Genomic DNA, 24431 nt, shown 5'->3' with positions numbered 1-24431 from the left:
CTTTATTTTGATGGAATACGGCATTCATTTCAAATGATACGCTTTATAATTAAAAAAGAGCCCACATTTGAGCTCTAACGGTCGAACAATATTGTTTTCATTATTGCAGCATATTCACGTACATACATTTTTTTCTTAGAGCGCATTGGTGTTTCAGCAGCTAGTGCCTCCATCTTCATGCCTAAACGCTTTGCGATTATTTTCGTTCTATATAAATGATACGTATTACTTACAACTACCGCATGTTTCACATCATATAAATCCATACTAAACTTTACATTCTCATACGTATTTGTAGATTGATCTTCTATTAAAATACGATTCTCATCTATACCATGTACCATTAAATAGTTTCTCATACTATGAGCTTCCGGTATATCTTCATCTTCCCCTTGACCACCTGAAACAATTACTTTCGCTTCAGGATGGGAATATAAATATTCCAACGCTACATCCAAACGGTTTTGAAGAGATAAAGACGGTCTATCTCCAAATAACTTTGCGCCTAATATAAGAACGTATGGAGAGTGATTACTCAATTTTTCACGAGCAACTTTCTTCATTCGAAACGTCATATAAAGAATGTATAGTGGCGGTAGTAATAAGATTATAAGCAATATCCATTTGTTCATAAATAAGTTTGCACTCCCTTTCTTTTTATTATATAGAAAAAGATAGGGAGGCAGAAGTATTTTTTATCCCGCTATTTGCTGGGCAGTAAGACCCCCAACTCAAAATTCAGCGAAAGCAAAGAAGTTAGGTGGGATTCGGGCTGCCCGTAAAAGCCCGATTGGTGAGGGGTGAACAGAACCCCCACGGTATAAAGTTTCACTTTATACGATTGATTTATTTGAAACGTTCGTCCCTACTTTACGTTGTGAAAGTACATAATAAATTGCGATTCCTAATGAAAAAATCAATATGCAGCTTAATACGTAAAAAGGGAGCATTACCCCAGTTTTAGATACACCAGCTGTAAACAGCATTAATAATACAATTCGTATTCCTGTACCAATTAATCGAAATAAGCTGTCTACACGTCCCATTACTTCGTTTGGAATTTCCTCCATCATCAATACATTTCTTGCCACTCTTGTACCTGCATTGCCAATTGCATGAAAAATTGCAAGTCCATATAACAACATTACGGAAGGTTCAATAATCATTGCGGTAATTGAAATTACATAAATGAGCATCGTCATGACGATTGAAACTTCTATCTTTATATATTTCATCATAATTGGAATACCTATTCCCGCAAGAACCGCTCCGACGCCGTACATCATACCTTCTATTGCGTATACTGAGGCACTGGCTTTTAATAGATCTGAAATATATACCGGGATTAAATAATTTGCCATCATGACACCGATAAACGGCATATAAGTCGCCAGTAAAAACCAAAAGAACTTCGGACGCTTTTGCATAAAGTGAATCCCTTCGAACAATTGCTTCTTAAATGTTACTTTCCTTTTTACTTCCTTTTTCTTTACGTACGGTATACATAAGAAAAGGAAAAATGCTCCTGCAAAAGTTAACATATCTACTAACAAAATCCATTTTAAAGAAATGATTTCAATAAGGAAGCTAGCAGCCGCTCCTGAAATAACTTGAGTTAACTGTCCTTGTATTTCCATTGTTCCACTTAAATTTTTATAATGTTCTGCTTGAAATATCTCTTGGTTAAACGCAAATATTGTAGGATAAAATAATAAATAGTAAAATGACCCTGCTATATATATAAGAATATAGTGAATAGAATGATAAGGTTGCCCAGTAAATCCCCATATAGCCATCATCCCTATAATGACTATCCCAATACCTTCATTACATAATAATAAAGATTTTCTTGAAAAACGATCAATACTCTGCCCGATAAACGGTGTTAATAAAAACATAATAAGAGTTGCGATGATGGAGACATAACCAAACGTTGTCTCTCCTCCATTCTCTTTAATTAACAACCACGGAATCGTTATCATAACAATACCGGAGCCAATAGCTGATAGACTATTGGCCCCTAGAATGAAATACAAGCGTGAATCTTTATACAGAGATGACATATCACTCAACTCCTAGTTGTTTTTTCACCTCTTTATATACGCTCATATATGCTTTTAATTCTTTAACTAAATCATGAATTAATGGTTTTGCATCTTCTCCAAGTTCACCGTCTTGTACATGAAGTCCATCAAGCACAACTTGTTTTGGGATTGCATTTGCGTACACCCCTCTAGCAACAATACGCATATTGTTTAATGCGTTAATGCCACCTTTACCGCCTCCAGCAACTGCAAGTAATGCGACAGGTTTATGAACAAATTCACTACTGCTTAAGTAATCTAACGAATTTTTCAACGCCCCACTCATTGCATTATGATATTCAGGTGTACATAGTACTACACCGTCTGCAGTTTTCACTAATGCCTTTAATTTTTTTACCGCTTCTAATTCACGTTGTGATTCTTCCCCGTTATATAAAGGCAGTTCCTCTACTGATAAATCGTATAACTCCCCTTCAAATTGATCAGCAATATATTTCGCCACCACACGAGTTCTACCGAATTTTCTTGGAGTACCGTTAATAACGACTAGTTTCATAATTATTTCTCTCCTTTGTTTTTCAGTTATACTTATATATTATCAGAAATTTCTATACAAAACACAATATAAAGAGGGAACTAGCTTGATAAAATAGTATGATAGACGAAAAAAAGAACTCATACGAAAGTATGAGTTCTTCACAATTACTTTTCCTCCTCTTTATGACACAGTATGCCAATGTTTCCTTTCGCTTCAAAATGGTTATACGCTTTTTCTGCTAATTTAATACGCTCTTCTGGTAAAGCTACATATTTCATAATATTTTCTATTATTTTTTCGTATGGAGTAAACACAATTCCTGGCCACTCTATCTCGTCCTCTGGATTACTATTTTCCGAAATAATAAATTTCTTATTTGCCACCGCATAAGAAACTCGAGGTGTTTCAAGAATTCCTGATAAGTAAAAATGAATATTTAATATAATTTTAGACCTAGCGATCAACTCATTTCTAACAATTCCCCACGCATTATTTTTAAAAACAATATTTAAATTGGGGGCAACTGCTTTTAATTGATCTAAAATAGCTTGCCGCCTCGGATTAAGAGCACCTATAAACAGTATATCGATGTCTTCAGTTACCTCATCTTCAAATGCATCTTTTTTTATTTCCAAAGTTGGGGCATAGTTCATTCCTATATGTCTTATTTCTTTTCCTACACCTTTTTGTTTTAACCATGCTATATTTTGTTTACTATAATCCCAAATTTCCTTATCTTTTAATAACATTAAATAAAGGGGGTGCGCATAAGGGCTTCCTTCATATAGCTGTTCTAAATTATAAATAATTGCATTTTTCGGAAGTAGATTCGGGTTATGTGCATATGTATGCGCTCCAAAAACAATTGTATTTTTCACATTTTCTAGTATTGTTTCTGAAATAATTGCTGTATTTCCCTCCTGCTCCAATCGCCATTTCAAAGCTCGCGCGACATCTATGAAACTACCATACGTCTTTGGGCATATAAAAAGACAATAATCATATTCTTTATTCAAATAAGCTTCCATTAGCCTTAAATTATTTTTATACAAATCCACATCCGGATATTTAAGTAAAAGCTCATTTGCATGTTTTTTTGCTACTTTATATAATCCAGCATAATAAGCAGCAATGCACCTTCTTAATTCAATCCTTTGCCGATGCTCATCTGCTACGTCCATGTCTAAAAGCAGATTTGCAATACAATACGCTTTTAAATGATCACGATCATAATAATAATCTAGTAGTGGCATCAATTCTTCATACGTATTTCCATGCACAGATTCTCCTAGTTCTAGCGCCCATCGTATTAATTCCATTATTACTCCACTACTCCTTTAACCGAAATTGTATTTAATAAAATTTCGCATTACTTTCTACCATATTTGCTATATGCAACGGTAACTCTTCTTTTTTCGATTCCAAAAATTTTTGTGACACTGCACCTAAATGTTTTTTATGCGGTATATAAAAAGCACTTATAGAAATCTCATAGTCAAATAAGTAATCATACACATGGTAATCTACAAATAGAAGATCATTATTCGGAAAAGGAACTTCCTTCCCTTGCAAGGCATACATCAAAGCAATATTATTTTGAGATTTTAATCGATACATTCTTGCAAGTTGGTATAATGGTTCAGCTCTAGTTGGTCGGTATTCCCACGCTTTTTGAAAATAAAGAATTGCTAATGCTGTATATTGTTCTTCTTGCTTCTTCATAGTTTCTTTTTCTTCCGCTTCTGTTACTTCATGTTGCTGATTTGCCGAACGGTTTGCTAATTGTTCATAACAAAATCCTATTCGCAATAACGAATAGAAAACTTCTTCAACCCATCCCCCTGCTTCCACTCTTTTTTTGTACCATTTAATCGAATCTTCAAATTGACTTAAATGAAAATAAGTTTGGGCTAAATAAAATAAATATCTTATATGCAAATCAGGCGTTGTTTCTGGATCATTAATCCCTTCTAACAATAATCTCTCATCTCTCTCAAATTTATCAGCTTTACTACCACCATCACCAGGGTCGTTAACGACAAGCGTCTCTAACCTTGCTACTCTCGTATTGTAATTCGCACCAACTTTGGAACGATCTATATCCCAATACTCATGAGTAACACCGACAGATTTCCATGGTAAAGAAGCTTTCAAAAGGCGTGTAAGCCAATACTTAATATGAATATCATATTGCAATGTAAGATAATGGTCTTCCGTTAAACTAGTCTTATCAAACTCAGGATTAACTTCTAATATCATATCTGCATCTAATATTAATAAATAATCTGCTTCTGGATATGTTTTTTGTGCCAATGAAACAGCTAAACTTCTGTTATAACCAAAGTTTTTAAATGGTTCATGATGAACTGTTCCTGGGATTTCATTTTCTTTACACCAATTTTCAATAATTTCGGGTGTATGATCAGTTGATCCCGTATCACAAATAGAAACAAAGTCTACAATTGATTTTGTAGCATTTAAACATCTTTCCATAATTCTAGACTCGTTTTTAACAATCATACAAAGACATAACTTTTTTTCTTTCCCTGCATTCTTCACTTGCTCATTTCCCATTTAACCACCTCATATTTTATTAACACGCTCTTTTCATATGTAACACCACTTCATAGCTACATTGATGACATAATCATCCTTTTACTATTTATGAAAATTTCATTTTATTTATTCTTATTTTTATGTTGGGACATCTTTCATGCTTCACTATATATTTGATACATCCAGTACAAATAAATAATGATTGATTGGTATTTTCAATTTAGAAATTTCTTACACTATAAAAAAGAAACTTGCGCCTTTGCACAAGTTTCTTTCAAAAATCATTTCCTATTTTTTCACAACTTCATGTCCACCGAACTGATTACGAAGAGCTGAAACTACTTTTCCGTGGAATGTATCATCTTCTTGAGAACGGTAGCGCATAAATAATGACATTGCAATTACCGGCGCTGCCGCTTGAAGTTCAAGTGCCGTTTCCACAGTCCATTTCCCTTCTCCTGAAGAGTTCATCACACCTTTTATGCCATCTAGTTTTGGATCATCTGCAAATGCCTTTTCAGTTAAGTCCATTAACCAACCGCGGATAACCGATCCGTTTGCCCATACTTTTGCAACATCTTCATAATTGAAATCAAAATCACTTTTATCTAACACTTCAAAGCCTTCAGCGATTGCTTGCATCATACCGTATTCAATACCGTTATGAACCATTTTTAAGAAATGACCACTTCCGACGCGACCAGCATACGAATACCCATTCTCTACTGCTAAATCTTTAAATAAAGGTTCTAATTGATCGTAAATTTCTTTTTCTCCACCAACCATTAAGCAAGCACCGTATCTAGCTCCTTCTACACCGCCTGATGTACCGATATCTACGTAATGTAAACCAAAGCTTTCCGCTTCTTCAGCACGGCGTAACGTATCTTTATAGAATGAATTTCCGCCTTCAATAACGATATCGCCTTCTTCTAATAATGGATATACATCTTTTAGTACCGATTCAACAACTTCTCCCGCAGGTACCATTACCCAAATTTTACGAGGAGCTTCTAGTTCAGCAATCATTTCTTTTAATGTATGACGAGCAGTAATCCCTAAAGCCCCTGCTTTTTCAACAAGTTCTTTATTAACGTCATATACAACTACTTCATGATTGTCTTCATATAAATGTTCTGCTAATGGGAATCCCATTTTTCCTAATCCAATTAAACCTAGTTTCATATTAATCAATCTCCCATTCTATACAAATATATTTAATAATGAAATTAGCCCAAGTGCTACAACAGATAATATTGTCTCCATTGCAGTCCATGTTAATAATGTTTCTTTCACAGTCATTCCGAAATACTCTTTAATCATCCAAAACCCAGAATCATTTACATGTGATAAAATTAATGAACCTGCACCTGTTGCAAGTGCTAGTAGTTCAACATTTACACCTGGTGTACTTGCTGCAATCGGTGCTACAATTCCAGTTGCTGTCATCATAGAAACTGTAGCAGATCCAGTCGCAATTCGGATAAGTGCCGCAATTCCCCAACCTAATAATATCGGTGAAATATGAGATTCTTTCGCCATTTCTGCGATTGTCGTTCCAATTCCAGAATCTAATAATACTTTATTAAACGCACCGCCTGCACCAATAACTAACAGTATGTTCGCAATTGGCCCTAAACAATCATTTGTAAATTGTAATACTTTATCTTTTGAGAAACCTTTTGCATAACCAAGACTAAAGAAAGAATATATCGTTGCAATTAATAACGCGACTATTGGATCTCCAATGAAGTGCAATACTTGTGCAAGTTGACTTGTTTTGCTTAGCCCTACTTCCGCAATCGATGCACCTAGCATAAGAAATACTGGAAGTAAAATAGTAAACAATGTATTTCCGAAACTAGGAAGTTCCTTCTTCTTATCTCTTTCAATAAATTGCTCCGCTATATCTAATGGTACTTCTTTATGTATACGAGCACCGATCCATTTCCCGTAAAGCGGACCTGAAATGATTGCAGTTGGAAGTCCGACAATTAATGCATATAAAATTGTTTTCCCTACATCTGCTTTAAAAATACCTACCGCTGCCATCGCTGCCGGATGCGGTGGAACGAGTCCGTGTACAACAGATAGTCCTGCTACTAGTGGAATACCAATTGTAATAAGCGATACCCCTGTTTCTAACGCAATTGTAAATACTAATGGAATTAGTAGTACAAATCCAACTTGGAAAAATACTGGAATCCCTACTAAAAATGCAACGAACATCATCGCCCAGTGAACACGTTTCTTCCCAAAACGATCTATTAATGTGGTAGCAATTCGTTCAGCACCGCCAGATTCGGCCATCATTTTTCCAAGCATCGTTCCTAATGCTAAAACTATCGCTAAAAACCCTAACGTATTACCAAGCCCTAGTTTAATAGAATCGATAATCCCTGGATCTTTTGGTGAAGTTCCAATCAATGGCATTCCCATTGCTAGCCCTACACCAATTGCTGTTAATATTAACGCGACAAACGGATGCCATTTTACTACCGTAATAAGTAAAAGTAGTATGACAACTGCCGCTAGTACGATTCCAACTACCATTTCTCCCAATCCCCCTATTGTTTACGTTGGAAAGCAGCTATACAATCAAATTCTTCTTTCAAGCGATTGTAAAGTCGTTCATACATATAAAACATTTCTAAATATATAGCCGTATTTTCTTTATTCGGTACATGATGATGAACAATATCAATCCAATCCTTTACCTCTTCAAGAGAATCAATTTTTCCTACAGCATATAAAGCAACTGCCGCTGCCCCAAGCGCAGATGCTTCATGACTTTCAGGAACAAGCAATTCTTTTCCCATCATATCGGATAACATTTGTCTCCAAAATGCAGATTTCGCAAAACCTCCTGAAACGCGTATTTCAGTAAGTGGCCCTGTACAATCCCTGATTGCGAGTGCAACAGAATATACGCTCATACAAACACCTTCCATGACTGCACGTATAAAATGTTCTCGTTTATGCTGAAGGTTTATTCCAAAGAATGTACCACGAGCATTTGCATTCCAGTAAGGTGCACGTTCTCCAGATAGAAACGGTAAAAATAGCAATCCACCCGCTCCAGCTGGTACACTTTCCGCATACTTAATTAATAAATCATACGGATCAATGCCAAGCTTCCTTGCAACTTCTTGTTCCGGGCTACCAAATTCATCACGTAACCATCTCAGTAATATTCCGCCGTTATTCGTTGGTCCGCCAATCACCCAGTGCTCGTCTGTTAATGCATAACAAAACGTTCTTCCTTTTTCATCTGTATTAACACTTGATGAAATTGTTCGAACTGCACCACTTGTACCAATTGTAATTGCAGCTGAGCCAGGCGATATTGCCCCAACGCCTACATTCGCAAGAACACCATCACTTGCACCAATAACAACTGGCGTATCTTCACGAATGCCCATCTTCTGTGCTAATTCAGGTTTCATACCCGATAAAATATATGTAGTTGGCACAGGTGTTGATAATTGTTCTGGTGACATATGTAACATCGTTAAAACATCTTCATCCCAGTTTAATGTTTCTAAATTAAATAACCCAGTAGCAGATGCAATTGAATAATCCACTACGTAGCGTGAAAATAATTGATAAATAACATATTCTTTAATGGAAATAAATTTATAAGCGCTCCTATATAATTCTGGCTCTTCCTCTTTCATCCACAATAATTTAGAAAGCGGCGACATCGGATGAACTGGTGTACCCGTTCGTCTATAAATTTCATGCCCATTCATATGTTGTAATAATTTTTCTGATTGCTTCGTACTTCGATTATCTGCCCAAATGATAGAACGCGTTAATGGCGTACTGTTTTCATCTACTGCAATTAATGAGTGCATCGCTGTACTAATACCGATTGACGAAATATCTTCTGGTAACACGTTACCTTTTTCAATGGCAACGCTTACAGTTTTGTATACAGCAGCACATATTACATCAGGATCTTGCTCAGCCCATCCGACGTTCGGTTGAATAATTGGATAATCAACTGCATGTGATGCAACGACTTTTCCTTTTTCTGTGAACACAACCGTTTTTGTACTTGTGGTACCGATATCAATCCCGATTACTCTCCCCCTTGTTTCCATGCGAATCTTCCCTTCGTTTCTAGTAAAATACGAACTAGTAAACCGTTTACATGAATTAGTATATAAAATATTTTTTCATTAATCAAGTTTTAAAAAGAAAATTTTTTTCATCACAAAAAATAAATCCCCTCATTCCATTTCACTTACATACTAAATTTAGCTTTTCCCTGCGGTAAAGTTGCGTTCTATTCGTTGCGCAACACACTCTTTTTCTTTTATTAACAACACATATATACTCCTTCCATACATTCTACTTATTTGCATGAAAAAGGAGTTGTACAGCAACTACCTCCTCAATGGAAACTTTGTGCATTTTGCTCGTTTTTATTGTATTAAGTTCTCTCGTACTTTTCTCTTAATAGTCTTAGAGCGCGTATCCTACTATCACTTTATTAACTTGTAAATATATGTTCCATGCTATAAAATCAAATAGTATTTATATTTTTCAGAAAAATAAAACAATATTTTAGACATTATTGTATAATGTTGTAAAAAGATGTCGGAGGGATTTAATGTTACATAAAATATCTCAATTCACAATTAAGCTTTCATCCATTCTTTTATCACTGTTACTATTATTAAATTTACCTTATTTATTTATCACTCAACAAGGATTCACCTTTCAACCAATTTATTTTTTTAACCAGATCGTTACTATGTTAAAACAGGTTTTCTCACCTGAATCATTGTTGGTTATAGGATCAGACCCAAAGTTTGGTCATTTAAAAACAACACCATTATTTCCAACTGTTTTAGAACCTTACCTATATTCGTTTATTATATTATTTGTAGCCTTTTTGCTTGCGCTCTTTATCTCATCTAGCATGGCATTTTTTTATTTTTTAGCAAAAGATTATATAAAAAAATGGATAAACCGAATTGTGTTCATATTAGAAGCTGTCCCTGATATGATGATGATGATTTGTTTACAAATATTTTTCATATGGTTACTGCGGAAATTCGGGGAATTACCTGTCACCATTATTTCTTTTAATGAAAATCGAGCTTATTTACTCCCTATTTTATCTTTAGCTGTCTTACCTACATTACAAATGTTTCGGATGATGGTGTTATACATAAAAGAAGAACATGGAAAACATTACGTAGAGGTTGCATATGGAAAAGGGTTTTCATCAAGTTATATACTATGCATTCATTTATTCAAAAATATATCTATCCACTTCTTCCACCATTTAAAAACGATTTTTGTTTTCTTACTTTCTAACTTATTTATTTTAGAATTTGTTTTTAATATGCAAGGCATTATTCAATTTTTATTTAAAAAGGCGTTTATTTCACCTCCAGCTGCATTTATCATACTTGTCATGATTATCTTACCGTTTTATGCCGTTTTTCAAATAATCTCTTTCATGATGAATAGATGGCAAAAGCAATTGAAAGGAGCAGCTTTATGAAATCTATTTGGAAATCAAAACGCTTTTTAATCGGCTTTACTTATTTATTCATACTTGTTTCAGCTAGTTTTATTTATAGTTGGTTCTTTAAAGATAACATCCCAAAACCTCCTCAGTTACTTTACAATGACAATAACGAATTACTTGGAAAGGCCCCCTTTCCACCATCGTTAATACCGCCTTTTGGATCTGATCGTTTTGGAGAGTCTGTTTTCTTACAAATTATAGAAGGAGCAAAATTCACTATCTTATTAGCTGTGGCAATTAGCTTCTTTCGAATTTTATTCGGAACATGTATAGGAATTCTCTTAAGTTTATATGCTCCAAAATTCAAGAGATTTTTCCAGGCATGCTCAGAAGTGTTTTACTATATTCCTACTTTATTTATCGCATTTATACTCATCACGCCCGTTAATATTGTAATCATATCAAATGCTGATAGATTAGATCCAAATATTTCATTTGCATTTTATCAAGTACTTGTACTTATTTTCGTCGCTCTGCCTACACTTTCTTTATATATATCCTCAGAGGTTGATGAATTTATGAAACAAGATTATATTTTAAGTTCACAATTACTGGGTGCTAGCCGTTTTCATATTATCAAAAAACACTTACGAGTCTTATTACTTGACCGCTTATTTGTTTTATTTATGGAACATATCGTCCAAACTCTCATACTCGTTATCCATTTAGCGTTGCTTGATATTATAATTGGTGGGATACAAATGCGTGAACTCTATGACGGAGTACTCAAACCTGTTTCTCTATCGAATGATTGGGCAGGCCTTATTGGATTAAATCGTTATGAAATGAATATTTCATGGTGGATTATTTTGTATACTCTCGTTTCATTCTTTATTACGATTCTATTTATTAAGCTTATGACAATCGGGATTCAAGATGCACTGAAAGCAAGAGATTCGCAAGTTGTAGCAATTCAAACCGTTCCAAATCATAAAAAATTTGTTAAAAGTAAAGATTCTTTTTCGTTTGTAGATAAAGTGAACCTTTAATCCTTTCTCGTTAGTCGACATTGATAGTAGTGGAATGAAAAGAAGATGATTCCTGTTGAATGCAGGGATCATCTTCTTTCTGCTGTCTAACTTTTTTACATGTCTTTAGCTAGACTCATGCTTTTTATATTTAAAGTGAATTATTTGCAATCACAATTATGCTGTTTAAAATCGATTACCATACGTCCTTGAATTCTACCTTCTTCCATTTCTTCGAATACATTTTGTACTTTATCTAGAGAACAAGTTTGAACAACCGGCACTACTTTTCCTTCTGCACCGAACATGAATGCCTCTTCTAAGTCTTTACGAGTACCGACTAGAGAACCAACTACTTCAATTCCATCTAGTACAAGTCGCGGAATGTTTAAATCCATAGTTTCTACTGGTAAACCTACTGCAACGACTTTACCACAAGCACGTACTGCATCAACTGCTGAGTTGAATGCTACTTTAGAAACGGCTGTTACTACAGCAGCATAAGCACCACCAAACTCATCTTGAACAATCTTATCAGCAGGACCTTGAGAAATTGGATTGATAGTCATATCCGCACCAACCTCTTTTGCTAACGCTAATTTATCGTCATTAATATCTACTGCAATTACCTTTGCACCAAATACGTTTTTAGCATATTGGATAGCTAGGTTACCTAATCCACCACAACCATAGATGACGATAGGTTGACCAGGTTTAATGTCTGATACTTTTATCGCTTTATATGTAGTTACGCCCGCACATGTGATTGATGATGCTTGAGCAGGATCTAATCCTTCTGGTACTTTCACCGCATAATCAGCTGTAACGATACATTGTTCTGCCATACCACCATCTACTGAATAACCAGCGTTCTTAACTTCACGGCAAAATGTTTCTCTACCTGTTACGCAATATTCACAACGTCCACAAGATTGGAACATCCATGCAATACTTACACGGTCACCTACCTTTAGTGAAGTTACATCATCAGCAATTTTCGTAACAATACCTACACCCTCATGACCAAGAATACGGCCATCTGTGTTTCCAAAATCATGATTTGCAACGTGTAAATCAGTATGACAAACCCCACAATACTCTACATCTACTAGCGCTTCACCTGAGTGTAACGGACGTAATTCCTTTTCAATAACTTCAATGTTTGCTTTACTATTTTTATTAACTACTACTGCTTTCATATGTGATCTCCCCTTTAGTGTTTTAGAATTTTAATGAGTTCATCTCACAACTTCTGTCTTCACTGGTTCGGCTAATCATTATGCCAAATTTAAGTGTTCAATCATCATTACATGTTCATCATAACATGTAATTTTAAAAGCCTATTGTTAAATATTGAACAATATTTGAATTATTAACCAAATGTTTTCTTACTATATTTGAAGGAAAACTGAAATTTCATCCATATATAAGCTTATTAGAATTCAATGTGCGGAGTATGAGACTCAATTAATAAAGATTTTTTAAAACAGGAAATTATAATCATCAAATTTTCACAAAAGACTATTGGCCAATATAAAAAGCCCTTCAACTGAAGGACTTTTTATATTCGTTTCATCGAAATTGTTTCACGTATACTTTGTAAATTTTGCAACGTCTCTTCTTGGCGTTGTAACGATAACCCAACGTACAAAGTATCTAATAAACTTAACTGTGCTAATCTTGATGAACTTGCTTCTGTGCGGAATTCCGTCTCACGTGTTGAAGTATATAATGTAATATCAGCAAGTTGACTTAATGCTGATTTCTGATAGCTCGTAATTGCAATAATGCTAGCACCCCTTGCTTTTGCTACTTCTAACGCTTCCAGTAACCCTTTATTGCTACCAGAATGAGAAATTGCAATGACCACTGCTTCTTTAGTAAGTAAACCCGCACCCATAATTTGAAAATGTGAATCTGTATGAGCAATACAAGAAATACCCGTTCTCATAAATTTATGATATGCATCCATCGCAATAATACCAGAACCACCATTTCCATAAAACTCAATACGACTTGCGTCTTGTAATACCTTTACGGCTTGCTCTAGCGCTGTATCATTTAGCAAATGTAATGTATCTTGCAGTCCTGTAATATGCGAATGAAAAACTTTTTTAGCAACAGTTACCATACTATCTTCCGCCGATACTTCTTCATGAATATTTTGCATCGGAGTATGTACAATTTCACGAGCTAATGTAATCTTTAAATCTTGAAAACCTTGAAAACCAAGGTGCTTACATAAGCGGAATATCGTAGCTTCAGAACTATTCGTAACTTCAGCTAATTCTGTAATAGATTTATGTACAACATCTTGTGGATGTTTCAATATATGTTCGGCAATACTTCGCAATTTCGGTGATAAACCGTTTAACGAAGCCTGAATCTTACCAATCCCACTTCTTGTACCTGGCATAGCATATCTTCCCCTTCCATCGTAGCTTTATTGTACCTAATTATCGAAAGAAGAAAAACCTTTATTTGGCACTACTATAAATTGAAACTTTAATCAGTGAGAGTATTGTACATCTCCCACTGATTATAAGCCCGCAAATAGCTTGATAAATTTTAAATACTCCTATGTATTCTGTCGTTACATGGTACATAATTATTCATATTTATTATTTCCTCCATGCTTCACCGCATATAATGCAGCTTGCGTACGATCATCTACTTCCAATTTAGCTAAAACATTTGAAACATGTGTTTTCACAGTCTGTTCTGTAATATGAAGCTCTGCTGCAATTTCTTTATTACTTCGCCCTTTCGCGATTTCACGAAGTACTTCTTGCTCTCTTTTCGTTAACATGGAAAAAGGGTTTTCTTTTTCTTTCTTTTCTGCTGACCGTCCTAATAGTGCCGGTGTTACTTTCGGATGAAAATTCGCATTTCCTTGATGTACTGCAATGATAGAAGCAACAAGTTGCTCAGGTTGTACTTCTTTTAATTGATAACCATCTGCTCCAGCTTCCAGTGCTGGTAAAACATAGTCTTGCTCTGAAAAACTGCTTAATATAAGTATCTTTATTGTTTCATCATATTTTTTTATCCGTTTTGTTGCTTCTATACCATCCATCTTCGGCATTGATAGATCCATTAATACTACATCTGGTCTTTCCGTTTGAATGAATGTTAATGCCTCTTCACCATTTTCTGCTTCCCCAACTATTTCAAATTCTTCTCTCGTTTTTAAAAAGAATACAAGTCCTCTTCGAACGATATGATGATCCTCAACTAGTAGTAATTTAATCTTCAATCTTCTTCTCCCCTTTAAACCGGCAATTGAATTTCAATTTTCGTACCCTTTTTCAGCTCAGTTTTTATTTGAAATGATCCCCTCATTAACTGAATACGTTCCTTCATACTTTTTAAACCGAGCGCTGACTCTCTTACGTGATCTTGTATAAATCCTATTCCGTTATCCTCTATGTAAAAATACAACTGATTATTTTCTATTTTCAAAAGAATATTTACTTTTTCACATAAAGCGTGTTTTTTACAATTATGTATTGCTTCTTGACTAATACGCCATAAAACTTCTTCTATTTCATCTCCAATTGAAACCATTCCATCAATTCGAACTTCCACGTGAATCCCTAACAACTTACCATAATTTTTAATCGCATCTGCTAAACCTTTCTCTAATCCTTCCGGTCTTAATTGCCAAATTAAAAGTGTCATTTCTTGTAATGCTTCCTGTGATAATTCTCCAATATAGCTCAACATCTCTTGCAAGTCTCTATCTTGCGTCATATTTAAAGTACCTTTTGCTGTTAGCATAATAGAAAATAACAATTGTTTTACTGAATCATGTAAATCACGAGCTAATCGATTTCTTTCAGCTACCACTACATATTTACGTTCTTTCTCCACTAACTGAATACGTTGTATTGTCGTTCCTATTTGAAATGCAATCGATTCTAATAATGCTAATTCTTCCTCTGAAAAATGTGTTTTTTGAGGCGAGGCCACATTTAATAGACCAAATTTCTCCGATCCAGACCTAAGGGGAATTGTCGCATGATGCGTAACATCTTCGGTCTCTCCCCAATTACATTCAATCGCATCCTCTATTCGCTTACATTCAATAATATTTGTCGCTTTTTCCAATCTGCCATTCACAAAGCGCTCTACACACCAACAGTCTCCTCCACACATTGGCTTCTTCTCTTGCCACGTAAGAGCTGGCGGTAAGTTTTCATCTACAAGCATACGGTGCTTTCCACTTTCATCAATAAAAAAAATCCACCCTGTTTGTAAATTCATAACTTGTAACAATGTATGTAACACTTTTTCTAACATGTCTTGTAAGTCTGTTGCTTCATTTAATAATTCTGCAATTGCTTTTAATGCTTCTAAACGATACATCTCTTTTTCTTCAAAGTTCATTTTCATCACCATCTATCATTATAACATTAAGAAATTTCTAAATTCTACAAATAAAGAAAGAACTGAATTCCTTCAGTTCTTTCTTTATTTTAATCATTTTATTATTGTTTTTCTATCCAATGTTGGAAGCTAGATTTTTGTTAACAAACTATTCTATTTTAGCTGTCCGATAAAGATTGTCCACCATGGGCATGCTGTATACTTTCAGTAGTAATGAACATATTTGCTGATGGCATTTGCACTTGATTCTTATGGAACATAGACATTAATTCAAATCTTACTTGTCTAGAAATTTCAAAATAATCTTCCGGCTTTATTAAACCTGTAATACAAAATTCATATCCAACGTATTTAAGATTCGGATTTAAATCTGTAACACCAACGTATTTAAACGGTTCCACAGCTTCATCTTCTACTTTATAAAGATTTGGAGCGAATTTTTCATTGCAGTTAACACAAACTTCTTCTAACAATTCCTTAACTCTTGTAGGGTCTTCCTGATAGCTTACCGTAATCCGTTCAATTACGCGCATCCATCCTTTATTAAAATTTTGTATCGTCCTAATCTCTCCGTGTGGTATCGTAAGGAGTTTTCCTGACCATTCACGAATTTGCATAAAACGAATACTAATTTCCTCAATTGTTCCTGAATTTGTTCCGTTAAAAGTAACAAAATCGCCAACACGAAACTCTTTGTCCGCTAATCTCGCAAAGCCTAATATAACATCTTTTAACATCTGTTGTGCAGCAAAACCAATAACAACTCCCGCTATCCCTGCACCTGCAATGATACTTTTTATATCTACAAATTGGCTAATTAAATATATGATTAGACTGATGATAATGATATATCTAAAAATAGATCGAATCACACTTTGAATCGTTTGCTCTACCTCTTCATCAAAAAAACTTGATTTCCTAAAAAACCAATCAATAATTCGGTTGATTACAAAAGAGATAATGATTAAAACTAAAGCAAATAGTAAAAATCTTAAAAGTAAAAACTCTCTTACATAATTAAAAAATTCTTCAGTATACGTTAATACACTCATCCATCCACACCCTTAACTAATGAAAATTTCATGAAAAACTAATTTATTGTCATACCTTTTGATTTCCTTAAAACTTGTTACACTTTCTTCTATAAATATACCCTTTTTTATTATCTAAAGGGAGATAACAATAGAATTTTTTATAAATGCCTTTATGTTAAGACCTCAATACTTACCTAAACAAAAAGGGGAATATTAACACAACGCCGAATTGTTCATTTGAAAATATTTTGACTCGCGGAGGTTAACTAACAATGGGCTATATCGAAGAACTAAGAGAAATTATTGGATCAAGACCACTCAATCTAGCTGGCGTTGCTGTAGCTGTTTTCAATGAACAAGGACAAATATTACTACAACAAAGGCGAAATGGTGTTTGGGGTGTTCCCGGTGGATTTGTTGAACTTGGTGAATCAACAGAAGAAGCCGGAAGACGTGAAGTTCTTGAAGAAACAGGGATTAAAATAGGAACTTTACAGTTAATACATGTATTTTCCGGAAAAGAATTTTTTGTGAAATTACCGAACGGAGATGAATTTTACCCTATAACAATCGCATACCTTTGCAAAAATATTACAGGTGGTACGTTAAAAGCTGATGGGTTTGAATCATTGCATGTACAATTTTTTAATTTAAATGGATTACCAGAAAAAATTAGTCCATTCATAAAAAAACTAATCGAGCAAAACGTCGTCACAATTTAAACGAAAAAAGAGACCTTTTTAAAGGCCTCTTTTTTTCACTTCACTTCTGCATGTAAGCATGACTTAAAATGTCCAAGTGCAAATTCATGTCCTTGCGCATTAAAAGATGCAACTGCCTTTTTATAAACTACGATTTTAAATCCTTTATTATAAGCGTCTACTGCTGTGTGAAGAACACAAATATCAGTACAAACACCTACAAGATGAACTTCTTCTATTCCTCTTTCTCGTAACTTCATTTCTAAGTCTGTTCCTGCAAATGCACTATATCGTGTTTTATCCATATAATATACATTCTCTGCATTTTTATATGTTTCGTACACTTCTTGTAATTCACCAAACAAATCTCTCCCATTTGTACCAGCTATGTTATGAGGCGGGAATAACTTTGATTCTGGATGGTATACATCGTTTTCTTCGTGTTTATCAATCGCAAAGACAACGTAATCTCCATTTTCAATATATTGCTTCGTTATATGGACAATTTCCTTCTCAATTTCTTGTCCTGGTTTCCCGCATGTTAAAGCACCTTTTTCAGCTACAAAATCATATGTATAATCAATATTAATAAGCGCTCGTTTCATAACTACTATCTCCCCTTCTTCTGTTTCACAGTAAACAATAGAAAATTTGTTATTACGACATCGTATGTACTATTCGACATTTCAAATGAAACACCTACATATTTCCCTCAAAACTTACTTTAATCTGAGTTTATCATATGATAGATAAACAATGGTAAAACAAATAGCTCCTTTTAACAAATCATGAATTTGTTAATTGAGCGTAATTTGAATTACTTCTTGTATCGTAAACCAAATTAATGACATCGTTATACGAATAAAGACGATACAAATACACCGATTCACATCTTCAGCCTCTTTCTCTGTCATAGTAGAAACAAGTGATTTACTATGACATCCTCTAATATAAACAAAAAAGTACACTACTTTTTGAGTAATGTACTTTTTATTCTTCTTATGACGCTGGTTTTGTTTCAAATGTTGCTTGATTTAAACTAATAACCTTTCCTTTTGGGTCATTGTTTTCATACTGAACTGCAGTAATCGTATGACTACCTGTCTCAAGCGTCTTTTCTTTTAATTGTACTGTTGTCTGTGTTGTACTAGTGACTTGATGTTTATCTGCATACACTTGGTCTACAAATATAAATGTTTCTTTATCGTTTTGAAAATTAGAAAGCTCTAATTCAACTTGCTGAATTAAAGTATCCTTTTTGATGAATACAGCCGGTATATTACCATTCTCAGAAGTGCCATCTGGTGTAATGACTTTTACTTTTCCTTCTCCGACTGGCACTGCTCCTTCAGGAAATACAACTATATTCTCATTACTTGCGTTTACAACTTTTTCTTCCTGCTTTGGTTGTGTACCCTCTTTTTCCTGCGGAGCACCGCAACCAACTAATAACAATACAGACAATCCAGTGATTATGAATTTTTTCAAAATTCATCCCCCCTGTCATTTCATTATAATTTATTATACAAAAATAACTTTTAAATTTTAAGACTACTTTTTACACTTTCATGAACAAATAGAATATTGCTCACGATTAATGTATCATACTTTCCTTAATAGAACATTAATTTTTTTTATGAAATAAATAGTAATTCCCTCTTATCTATCATTTTAGCCCAACAGATGAATTACATACCTGTCCAAAATAAAAAGACATTGTTCATTCAATGTCTTTTTATTTTGGGCTTTAAAAAACAAATGTTGTAATCTCATCTACTTCTTTCCTTGGAAGTTTCTTCGGCTTATCTTTTGGAAAACCGAGTGAAATAACCATATTTATTTGTTTTTCAGGCTCAATTTGTAAATATTGTCGTAGTTCATCTTGAGCTAACAATACCGGTCCTGTCATCGGGCAAGTACCAAGCCCCTTCGCATATGCAGCCAACATTAAGTTTTGTGCCGCTAAACAGCTACTCTTAATTCCTTCTTCTTCCCAAACTGAATCTGGAACAAAAGCAATTGGATCAAAAATCTTTTCACGAAACTTTGATTCATATGGTGTTGCCAAACATACGATTAATACTGGCGCCTCCGAGAAAGCTGTTGCATATGGTCCGAAAGAACGTGTAAGTAATTTCCCTGCTTTCTCTTCTCCGTTTTCTGCCGCTTTTGCCGCAAGTTTATGTAATGCATCCCATGTCATTTGTTCAATTTCTTTAATTTTCTCTCGGTTCATAATGACCAAGAATTCCCAAGTTTGTGAGTTTGTATCACTCGGTGCATAACGAGCACAATCAATAATTTCTTTTATATCACTAGTGGATACTTCTTGTTCTGTGAACTTCCTAACACTTCGTCTACCGTGAATTACTTCTTTAAAATCTTCATAATTCATACATTAAATCCCCTTTTTACAGCGTTTTCAAATCTGGTCCTATGCTTGAATTATATCATGAAAAAAAGCTGGAGGAATACCAGCTTTTTTCTTCAATATTAGTTCGTAACTTTAAACAAACGAATACTTTCTTCATATGCAACTTGGAGTTTCTTTGTAATCGATCCTCTTTCGCCGGTTCTAAACTGTTCATCACCTATTTGAACGACTGGGAATATTTCAAGTGGTGTCGCTGTAAAGAAGCACTCATCAGCCTCATATACTTCTTGTAGTGAAAATTCTCGTTCTTCTACTTCAATATGTAACTCTTTCGCTAATGTAATAACGAAGTGACGTGTAATGCCGTGTAGAATGAAATTGTCAGCCGAATGTGTAATCAATTTATTATTCTTCACCATAAAGAAATTTGAATGACACCCTTCAGTTACAATTCCATCTCGTACTAATATCGCTTCTTGATAGCCTTGTTCGTTTATTTTATTTTTAATCATAATATTAGGTAGCAGATTTAAAGATTTTATATGACAGAACTTCCATCTTATATCCTCTTCTACAGTAACTTTTACTCCTCGTTCCATAGCAGCAATTGGTCTTGGAAACGAAACAATATTTGCAAAATATGTTGGTTGCATATTTGACTCATATACATGATTACGTGCTTGAGCACCTCTTGATATTTGCAAATATACATTCCCATCTTCTTGAAATTGATTTTTTTCAATCATTTGATGCAACTCTTCCACTAACTCCTTCTTAGTAAAAGGTGGAATTAGTTTTATTTCTTCCATAGAATTAAAGAATCGTTCCAAATGTAGATCTAATAAATGTGGCTTCCCATCATATAGTCTGAATACCTCGTATATACCATCACCAAATTGAAAGCCTCTCTCCTCCAATGGAATCATCGGCTGTTCTTCCTTCGTATTTACAATTCTTCCATTAAACAAAATCCAATCTTTATGAGTAGCTTTCATTCATTCCCACTCCTTTATTCCAGAATTGGTTTAATTGTACAACTTATCCACGCTCAAAAGAAGGAATTTTCTGTATTTTATAATAAAAAAAGTACATCACTCATTTACAGTGATGTACTTGACCATTTATTTACTTTAGAAAATATTTTTCAATATCATCTAACATAAGGTTTGCAGCTACAATACCACCTGCTGTATTCCAAATCACTTCATCTACTTGGAATACTTTATTATCTTTAGAAGCCTGTAACTGCTTAAAGAGCGGATCTTCTATCCATTCTTTCGCTAACGTGTTTCCTTCATTATTCTTATCCGCATCTTTATCAGATGTGAAATAGAATAAATAGTCCCCGTCCATATTTGGAATTTGTTCTTTTGTAATTCCTTTTATCGCAAATTCATCTTTATCTTGTAGTGGTGGTCGTTTAAATCCAATATCATTTAATACAACGCCTGAGAATGAATTTTTTTGATAAATACGAACATCACCTGGGACGAAGCGAATAATTGAAACTTTAGAGTTAATTTTATCACCTAATTGTTCTTTTATTCCTGCAATACGCTTTTTATAATCATTAAGAGCATTTTGTCCTTCTTTTTCTTTATTTACAGCTTTTGTATAAAGCGTAAAGTTTTCTTTCCAATCACCGCGCAATGTTTCAGCATATACTGTTGGCGCGATTTCTTTTAACTGCTCGTATATTTTTTCGTGACGCATTTTATTTCCGATAATTAAATCCGGCTTAAGCTTCATTACTGCCTCTAAATTAATGTCACGCTCTGTTCCTACTACTTTCGTATTTTTTAACTCTTTCGCTAAATGAGAATACCATTCATCACCAGCTCGTGGTTTTGTAGTTCCAACTGGCGTTACTCCAACACTTAAAAGTGCCTCAGCACCCTCATTTGTTAAAACAACAACTCTTTTTGGCGTACCATTTACTGTCGTTTCGCCCATTGCATGTTTTATCGTATATGAATCTTTTGCTTTAGCTGATGTATCATTTTCTTTCTTCTCTTCTTTACTACATCCTGCAATTATGATCGTTAGTAACATAATGCAAAATATAAACATATTTTTAGTGCGTGTCATAAGTCCTCCTAGTTGAAATTGATTATCATTTACATTTTAAAGAGTAATGTATATCTCATACATTGTCAATAGATATATCAGAAAACTTTTTTAATATATATAATTCAGACCTCATCTTTATTCAAAATACTTCTTTACTTATTTGCTACTCACATTTTTTAACCGTAGCATATAAAAAATAAATGGACATAAGAAAGTAATTGTAATTCCAATCAATGCATAACGTACATAATACATATCAGGTATTACTTTTTTTAGTATAAACTGCATTATTAGCATGACACTAAGGCCTAATACTGTTTTTATCACTTGCATTTTTAAATTATCATTTTCATTCATTTTAATAAAATGATTTTCTAATATTATACCAATCGTAGAACCTGTCACAACTCCAAGTAACTTTAAATTATCTATTTGGTCTGTTATAAAATACATAATGAGTGAAACTGCCAATACAATTCGTTGTAACAATATAAATTTCCTATCACTTAATTCCCCTGTTACTTTCGTATATAAATAAACAACTATGACACTAATTAAAACGGCACTTATTATATCACTGAGCCAATGTACACGTAAATATAGACGGGAAGTAGCAACCAATATTATAAAAATAATTCCAATGACCCAAATGATTTTCTTTTTACATAAAATCATGAATGAGCTCCAAAATGTTGCAGCTAACTGGACGTGTGTACTTGGAAAAGAATAACCTGCTGCTGATTTTTCATATAAAGCTTGAATTCCCTCGTATGTATACGGTCGTGGGATTTTCATGAACTCCTTTACCACTATCCCCATATAACCAGAGAAGCAAAGCATAACAATCATATGAAACGCTTTTCTTTTAGAAACGCACCAATATAAAATCGAAATAATAACTAAATACAACGTCTCATTTGCAATACTAGATACAAGTTTAAAAAATGTTGTAGGCACACTTCCCTCCAGACTGGTCATCCACTCAAGAAATAACATATCAATATTAAACATACAAAAACGATACCTCCTAAAAAACACCTTCTACTATTTGTTAGCACTTAAGATAAACTAGTTGATTCACATTTCAAATTTATTCACCTACTTACGTTATAGATCAAGAATATATAGTATCACATACTAATAATAGATAATATGTTAAATCATCTAATCATTTTTATAAATTCTAGTGGGATTTTGAGCTTTATATACAAAAACATATACATCTTGTTATCCCATTACTTATATTTCATTTCAGATTGCATCCATCGCACTTCGTATTTGTGTGTGTTATTGATATATGGAACTACAATTAGAAAAATATAACTTTCAAAGCCCGTGCCCATCATTATGTATAAGTAACACATAAGGCCATTACAATTACAAATAAAAAAACCGCCTTATGTAAGGCGGTTTCTATCATTGTGCTTTAACCAATTTAAAATAAATATATACGATTGATAGTGAATATAACGTATGCAAAATAAAAGAAATAAAAGGGCTATTCCAGTGCTACTATACAGCAAACCGAACTTTAAAAAAACATTTAAAAGTGGCGGAAAGTTCGTTATGTTTTGTAATGTAATAAGCATACAAAATAAAAGGAAAAACACAGGGGCATATTGTAATTCATACGGCTTTCTCTTCTTATTCATTCTTTTTCGAATGAACATATGGATTAGCTCTGCTACTAGAAAACACCCTCCAATTAATAAAAGACCAGAAGTCATCGTCATACATCCACCTGCCTTATATTTATCCTGCATAACTACTCATCGTTATATTTTCTTCACATATATTCCATCTTCTTCATTAAAACCAAAGCTCTCTATGAAAGATTTTGCTTGTTCTGTTAATTCCGTTTGCAGTACCTTTATCTCTTTCACATTTCTTTCTTTCATCATTGCTTCAAATGTAAAATACGTATTTGTCCCATAACCGTAACTTTGATAATCAAAGTGAATAATTAACTGAGATAAAACCGCACTCTCCTCTTGAACACGATAATCTATTACACCAATATATGTATCATCAACTTTCACACAATACTGTACCTGATTCTCACTTAAACTATGTGAGCGAAACATTTCTTTAACAACGTTTTCATTTTCTACATTTACTTTTTCAAACGTAATCATATGTTGTCCATCCTTTTACTATTATTGTATCAATAATTCGTTCCATTTATGAAAAAAACCTTAAGATCAAATG

At 33.9% G+C, this 24431-nt stretch carries 24 protein-coding genes and 1 pseudogene; 3 read left to right on the top strand and 22 right to left on the bottom strand.

The window, feature by feature from the left end:
* Positions 1 to 74: 74 nt before the first annotated feature.
* The 8 genes from DN393_RS02535 to gntK all read right to left on the bottom strand — a co-directional run bounded on the left by DN393_RS02535 (position 75) and on the right by gntK (position 9245).
* On the bottom strand, positions 75 to 632 hold the full coding sequence (locus DN393_RS02535; RefSeq protein WP_064477341.1) for a YdcF family protein: 558 nt from the start codon (positions 630 to 632) through the stop codon (positions 75 to 77).
* A 201-nt stretch (positions 633 to 833) separates the two neighbouring features.
* On the bottom strand, positions 834 to 2063 hold the full coding sequence (locus DN393_RS02530) for an MFS transporter (RefSeq protein ID WP_088046803.1): 1230 nt from the start codon (positions 2061 to 2063) through the stop codon (positions 834 to 836).
* Position 2064: 1 nt separating this feature from the next.
* A complete protein-coding gene (locus tag DN393_RS02525) occupies positions 2065 to 2601 on the bottom strand; it encodes an NADPH-dependent FMN reductase (protein WP_046955699.1) in 537 nt (178 codons plus the stop codon).
* Positions 2602 to 2747: 146 nt separating this feature from the next.
* Complete coding sequence (locus DN393_RS02520) at positions 2748 to 3902, bottom strand: CgeB family protein (RefSeq protein WP_064477343.1); 1155 nt, start codon at positions 3900 to 3902, stop codon at positions 2748 to 2750.
* 34 nt (positions 3903 to 3936) lie between these two features.
* The gene (locus DN393_RS02515) at positions 3937 to 5157 is read right to left on the bottom strand and encodes a tetratricopeptide repeat-containing glycosyltransferase (protein ID WP_064477344.1); all 1221 of its coding nucleotides are present in this window, start codon (positions 5155 to 5157) and stop codon (positions 3937 to 3939) included.
* Positions 5158 to 5427: 270 nt separating this feature from the next.
* Positions 5428 to 6324: a phosphogluconate dehydrogenase (NAD(+)-dependent, decarboxylating) gene (gnd, locus tag DN393_RS02510; RefSeq protein ID WP_064477345.1), complete on the bottom strand. Its 897-nt coding sequence runs from the start codon at positions 6322 to 6324 to the stop codon at positions 5428 to 5430.
* Between the two features lie 18 nt (positions 6325 to 6342).
* Entirely contained in the window at positions 6343 to 7692 is a 1350-nt protein-coding gene (locus DN393_RS02505) for a GntP family permease (RefSeq protein ID WP_149173298.1), read from the bottom strand.
* Positions 7693 to 7706: 14 nt separating this feature from the next.
* Complete coding sequence (gene gntK, locus DN393_RS02500) at positions 7707 to 9245, bottom strand: gluconokinase (RefSeq protein ID WP_088046801.1); 1539 nt, start codon at positions 9243 to 9245, stop codon at positions 7707 to 7709.
* A gap of 512 nt (positions 9246 to 9757) precedes the next feature.
* Here gntK and DN393_RS02495 point away from each other — a divergent pair.
* Positions 9758 to 10660, top strand: a complete 903-nt coding sequence (locus DN393_RS02495; protein ID WP_149173297.1) for an ABC transporter permease subunit — start codon at positions 9758 to 9760, stop codon at positions 10658 to 10660.
* Positions 10657 to 11676 carry an ABC transporter permease gene (locus DN393_RS02490; protein ID WP_000836586.1) on the top strand — a complete coding sequence of 340 codons (1020 nt, stop codon included), beginning with the start codon at positions 10657 to 10659 and terminating at the stop codon, positions 11674 to 11676. The genes DN393_RS02495 and DN393_RS02490 overlap by 4 nt, the downstream gene beginning before the upstream one ends.
* A 140-nt stretch (positions 11677 to 11816) precedes the next feature.
* On the opposite strand, the gene adhP is transcribed toward DN393_RS02490, so the two are convergent.
* The 5 genes from adhP to DN393_RS02465 all read right to left on the bottom strand — a co-directional run bounded on the left by adhP (position 11817) and on the right by DN393_RS02465 (position 17096).
* Positions 11817 to 12854 (bottom strand): alcohol dehydrogenase AdhP, encoded by a 1038-nt coding sequence (gene adhP, locus DN393_RS02485; protein ID WP_064477348.1) that lies wholly within the window; start codon positions 12852 to 12854, stop codon positions 11817 to 11819.
* Positions 12855 to 13216: 362 nt separating this feature from the next.
* Complete coding sequence (locus DN393_RS02480; RefSeq protein ID WP_048563126.1) at positions 13217 to 14071, bottom strand: MurR/RpiR family transcriptional regulator; 855 nt, start codon at positions 14069 to 14071, stop codon at positions 13217 to 13219.
* 192 nt (positions 14072 to 14263) lie between these two features.
* Complete coding sequence (locus DN393_RS02475; protein ID WP_064477349.1) at positions 14264 to 14911, bottom strand: response regulator; 648 nt, start codon at positions 14909 to 14911, stop codon at positions 14264 to 14266.
* A 14-nt stretch (positions 14912 to 14925) separates the two neighbouring features.
* Positions 14926 to 16044: a GAF domain-containing sensor histidine kinase gene (locus DN393_RS02470; protein WP_149173296.1), complete on the bottom strand. Its 1119-nt coding sequence runs from the start codon at positions 16042 to 16044 to the stop codon at positions 14926 to 14928.
* A gap of 158 nt (positions 16045 to 16202) precedes the next feature.
* Positions 16203 to 17096 (bottom strand): mechanosensitive ion channel family protein, encoded by an 894-nt coding sequence (locus DN393_RS02465; protein ID WP_064477351.1) that lies wholly within the window; start codon positions 17094 to 17096, stop codon positions 16203 to 16205.
* A gap of 254 nt (positions 17097 to 17350) precedes the next feature.
* Here DN393_RS02465 and DN393_RS02460 point away from each other — a divergent pair, with 254 nt between their 5' ends.
* A complete protein-coding gene (locus DN393_RS02460) occupies positions 17351 to 17800 on the top strand; it encodes an NUDIX hydrolase (protein WP_098102802.1) in 450 nt (149 codons plus the stop codon).
* A gap of 35 nt (positions 17801 to 17835) precedes the next feature.
* On the opposite strand, the gene DN393_RS02455 is transcribed toward DN393_RS02460, so the two are convergent.
* The 9 genes and pseudogenes from DN393_RS02455 to DN393_RS02415 form a co-directional block, all read right to left on the bottom strand.
* Positions 17836 to 18384: a cysteine hydrolase family protein gene (locus DN393_RS02455; RefSeq protein ID WP_098102801.1), complete on the bottom strand. Its 549-nt coding sequence runs from the start codon at positions 18382 to 18384 to the stop codon at positions 17836 to 17838.
* Between the two features lie 114 nt (positions 18385 to 18498).
* Positions 18499 to 18693: pseudogene (locus DN393_RS02450) on the bottom strand (hypothetical protein).
* A gap of 85 nt (positions 18694 to 18778) precedes the next feature.
* Entirely contained in the window at positions 18779 to 19267 is a 489-nt protein-coding gene (locus DN393_RS02445; RefSeq protein WP_064477354.1) for a hypothetical protein, read from the bottom strand.
* Positions 19268 to 19526: 259 nt separating this feature from the next.
* Entirely contained in the window at positions 19527 to 20174 is a 648-nt protein-coding gene (locus tag DN393_RS02440; protein ID WP_064477355.1) for a nitroreductase family protein, read from the bottom strand.
* A 98-nt stretch (positions 20175 to 20272) separates the two neighbouring features.
* Positions 20273 to 21148: a D-amino-acid transaminase gene (gene dat, locus DN393_RS02435; protein ID WP_149173295.1), complete on the bottom strand. Its 876-nt coding sequence runs from the start codon at positions 21146 to 21148 to the stop codon at positions 20273 to 20275.
* Positions 21149 to 21278: 130 nt separating this feature from the next.
* The gene (locus tag DN393_RS02430; protein ID WP_064477357.1) at positions 21279 to 22241 is read right to left on the bottom strand and encodes an ABC transporter substrate-binding protein; all 963 of its coding nucleotides are present in this window, start codon (positions 22239 to 22241) and stop codon (positions 21279 to 21281) included.
* Between the two features lie 138 nt (positions 22242 to 22379).
* Positions 22380 to 23234, bottom strand: a complete 855-nt coding sequence (locus DN393_RS02425) for a phosphatase PAP2 family protein (RefSeq protein WP_149173294.1) — start codon at positions 23232 to 23234, stop codon at positions 22380 to 22382.
* Between the two features lie 386 nt (positions 23235 to 23620).
* On the bottom strand, positions 23621 to 23950 hold the full coding sequence (locus DN393_RS02420; protein WP_064477358.1) for a hypothetical protein: 330 nt from the start codon (positions 23948 to 23950) through the stop codon (positions 23621 to 23623).
* A gap of 48 nt (positions 23951 to 23998) precedes the next feature.
* Complete coding sequence (locus DN393_RS02415) at positions 23999 to 24358, bottom strand: GNAT family N-acetyltransferase (RefSeq protein ID WP_000627500.1); 360 nt, start codon at positions 24356 to 24358, stop codon at positions 23999 to 24001.
* Positions 24359 to 24431: the final 73 nt, after the last annotated feature.

Source organism: Bacillus sp. BPN334 (assembly GCF_008368885.1).
Lineage (GTDB): Bacteria > Bacillota > Bacilli > Bacillales > Bacillaceae_G > Bacillus_A > Bacillus_A wiedmannii.
This window is presented reverse-complemented; position numbering and strand designations above follow the sequence as displayed.

Bases quoted from the DNA above. Each gene is read 5' to 3' on its own strand.
- DN393_RS02535 (WP_064477341.1), bottom strand. From the start codon at position 632: ATGAACAAATGGATATTGCTTATAATCTTATTACTACCGCCACTATAC.
- DN393_RS02530 (WP_088046803.1), bottom strand. From the start codon at position 2,063: ATGTCATCTCTGTATAAAGATTCACGCTTGTATTTCATTCTAGGGGCC.
- DN393_RS02525 (WP_046955699.1), bottom strand. From the start codon at position 2,601: ATGAAACTAGTCGTTATTAACGGTACTCCAAGAAAATTCGGTAGAACT.
- DN393_RS02520 (WP_064477343.1), bottom strand. From the start codon at position 3,902: ATGGAATTAATACGATGGGCGCTAGAACTAGGAGAATCTGTGCATGGA.
- DN393_RS02515 (WP_064477344.1), bottom strand. From the start codon at position 5,157: ATGGGAAATGAGCAAGTGAAGAATGCAGGGAAAGAAAAAAAGTTATGT.
- gnd (WP_064477345.1), bottom strand. From the start codon at position 6,324: ATGAAACTAGGTTTAATTGGATTAGGAAAAATGGGATTCCCATTAGCA.
- DN393_RS02505 (WP_149173298.1), bottom strand. From the start codon at position 7,692: ATGGTAGTTGGAATCGTACTAGCGGCAGTTGTCATACTACTTTTACTT.
- gntK (WP_088046801.1), bottom strand. From the start codon at position 9,245: ATGGAAACAAGGGGGAGAGTAATCGGGATTGATATCGGTACCACAAGT.
- DN393_RS02495 (WP_149173297.1), top strand. From the start codon at position 9,758: ATGTTACATAAAATATCTCAATTCACAATTAAGCTTTCATCCATTCTT.
- DN393_RS02490 (WP_000836586.1), top strand. From the start codon at position 10,657: ATGAAATCTATTTGGAAATCAAAACGCTTTTTAATCGGCTTTACTTAT.
- adhP (WP_064477348.1), bottom strand. From the start codon at position 12,854: ATGAAAGCAGTAGTAGTTAATAAAAATAGTAAAGCAAACATTGAAGTT.
- DN393_RS02480 (WP_048563126.1), bottom strand. From the start codon at position 14,071: ATGCCAGGTACAAGAAGTGGGATTGGTAAGATTCAGGCTTCGTTAAAC.
- DN393_RS02470 (WP_149173296.1), bottom strand. From the start codon at position 16,044: ATGAACTTTGAAGAAAAAGAGATGTATCGTTTAGAAGCATTAAAAGCA.
- DN393_RS02465 (WP_064477351.1), bottom strand. From the start codon at position 17,096: ATGAGTGTATTAACGTATACTGAAGAATTTTTTAATTATGTAAGAGAG.
- DN393_RS02460 (WP_098102802.1), top strand. From the start codon at position 17,351: ATGGGCTATATCGAAGAACTAAGAGAAATTATTGGATCAAGACCACTC.
- DN393_RS02455 (WP_098102801.1), bottom strand. From the start codon at position 18,384: ATGAAACGAGCGCTTATTAATATTGATTATACATATGATTTTGTAGCT.
- DN393_RS02440 (WP_064477355.1), bottom strand. From the start codon at position 20,174: ATGAATTATGAAGATTTTAAAGAAGTAATTCACGGTAGACGAAGTGTT.
- dat (WP_149173295.1), bottom strand. From the start codon at position 21,148: ATGAAAGCTACTCATAAAGATTGGATTTTGTTTAATGGAAGAATTGTA.
- DN393_RS02430 (WP_064477357.1), bottom strand. From the start codon at position 22,241: ATGACACGCACTAAAAATATGTTTATATTTTGCATTATGTTACTAACG.
- DN393_RS02425 (WP_149173294.1), bottom strand. From the start codon at position 23,234: ATGTTTAATATTGATATGTTATTTCTTGAGTGGATGACCAGTCTGGAG.
- DN393_RS02420 (WP_064477358.1), bottom strand. From the start codon at position 23,950: ATGACTTCTGGTCTTTTATTAATTGGAGGGTGTTTTCTAGTAGCAGAG.
- DN393_RS02415 (WP_000627500.1), bottom strand. From the start codon at position 24,358: ATGATTACGTTTGAAAAAGTAAATGTAGAAAATGAAAACGTTGTTAAA.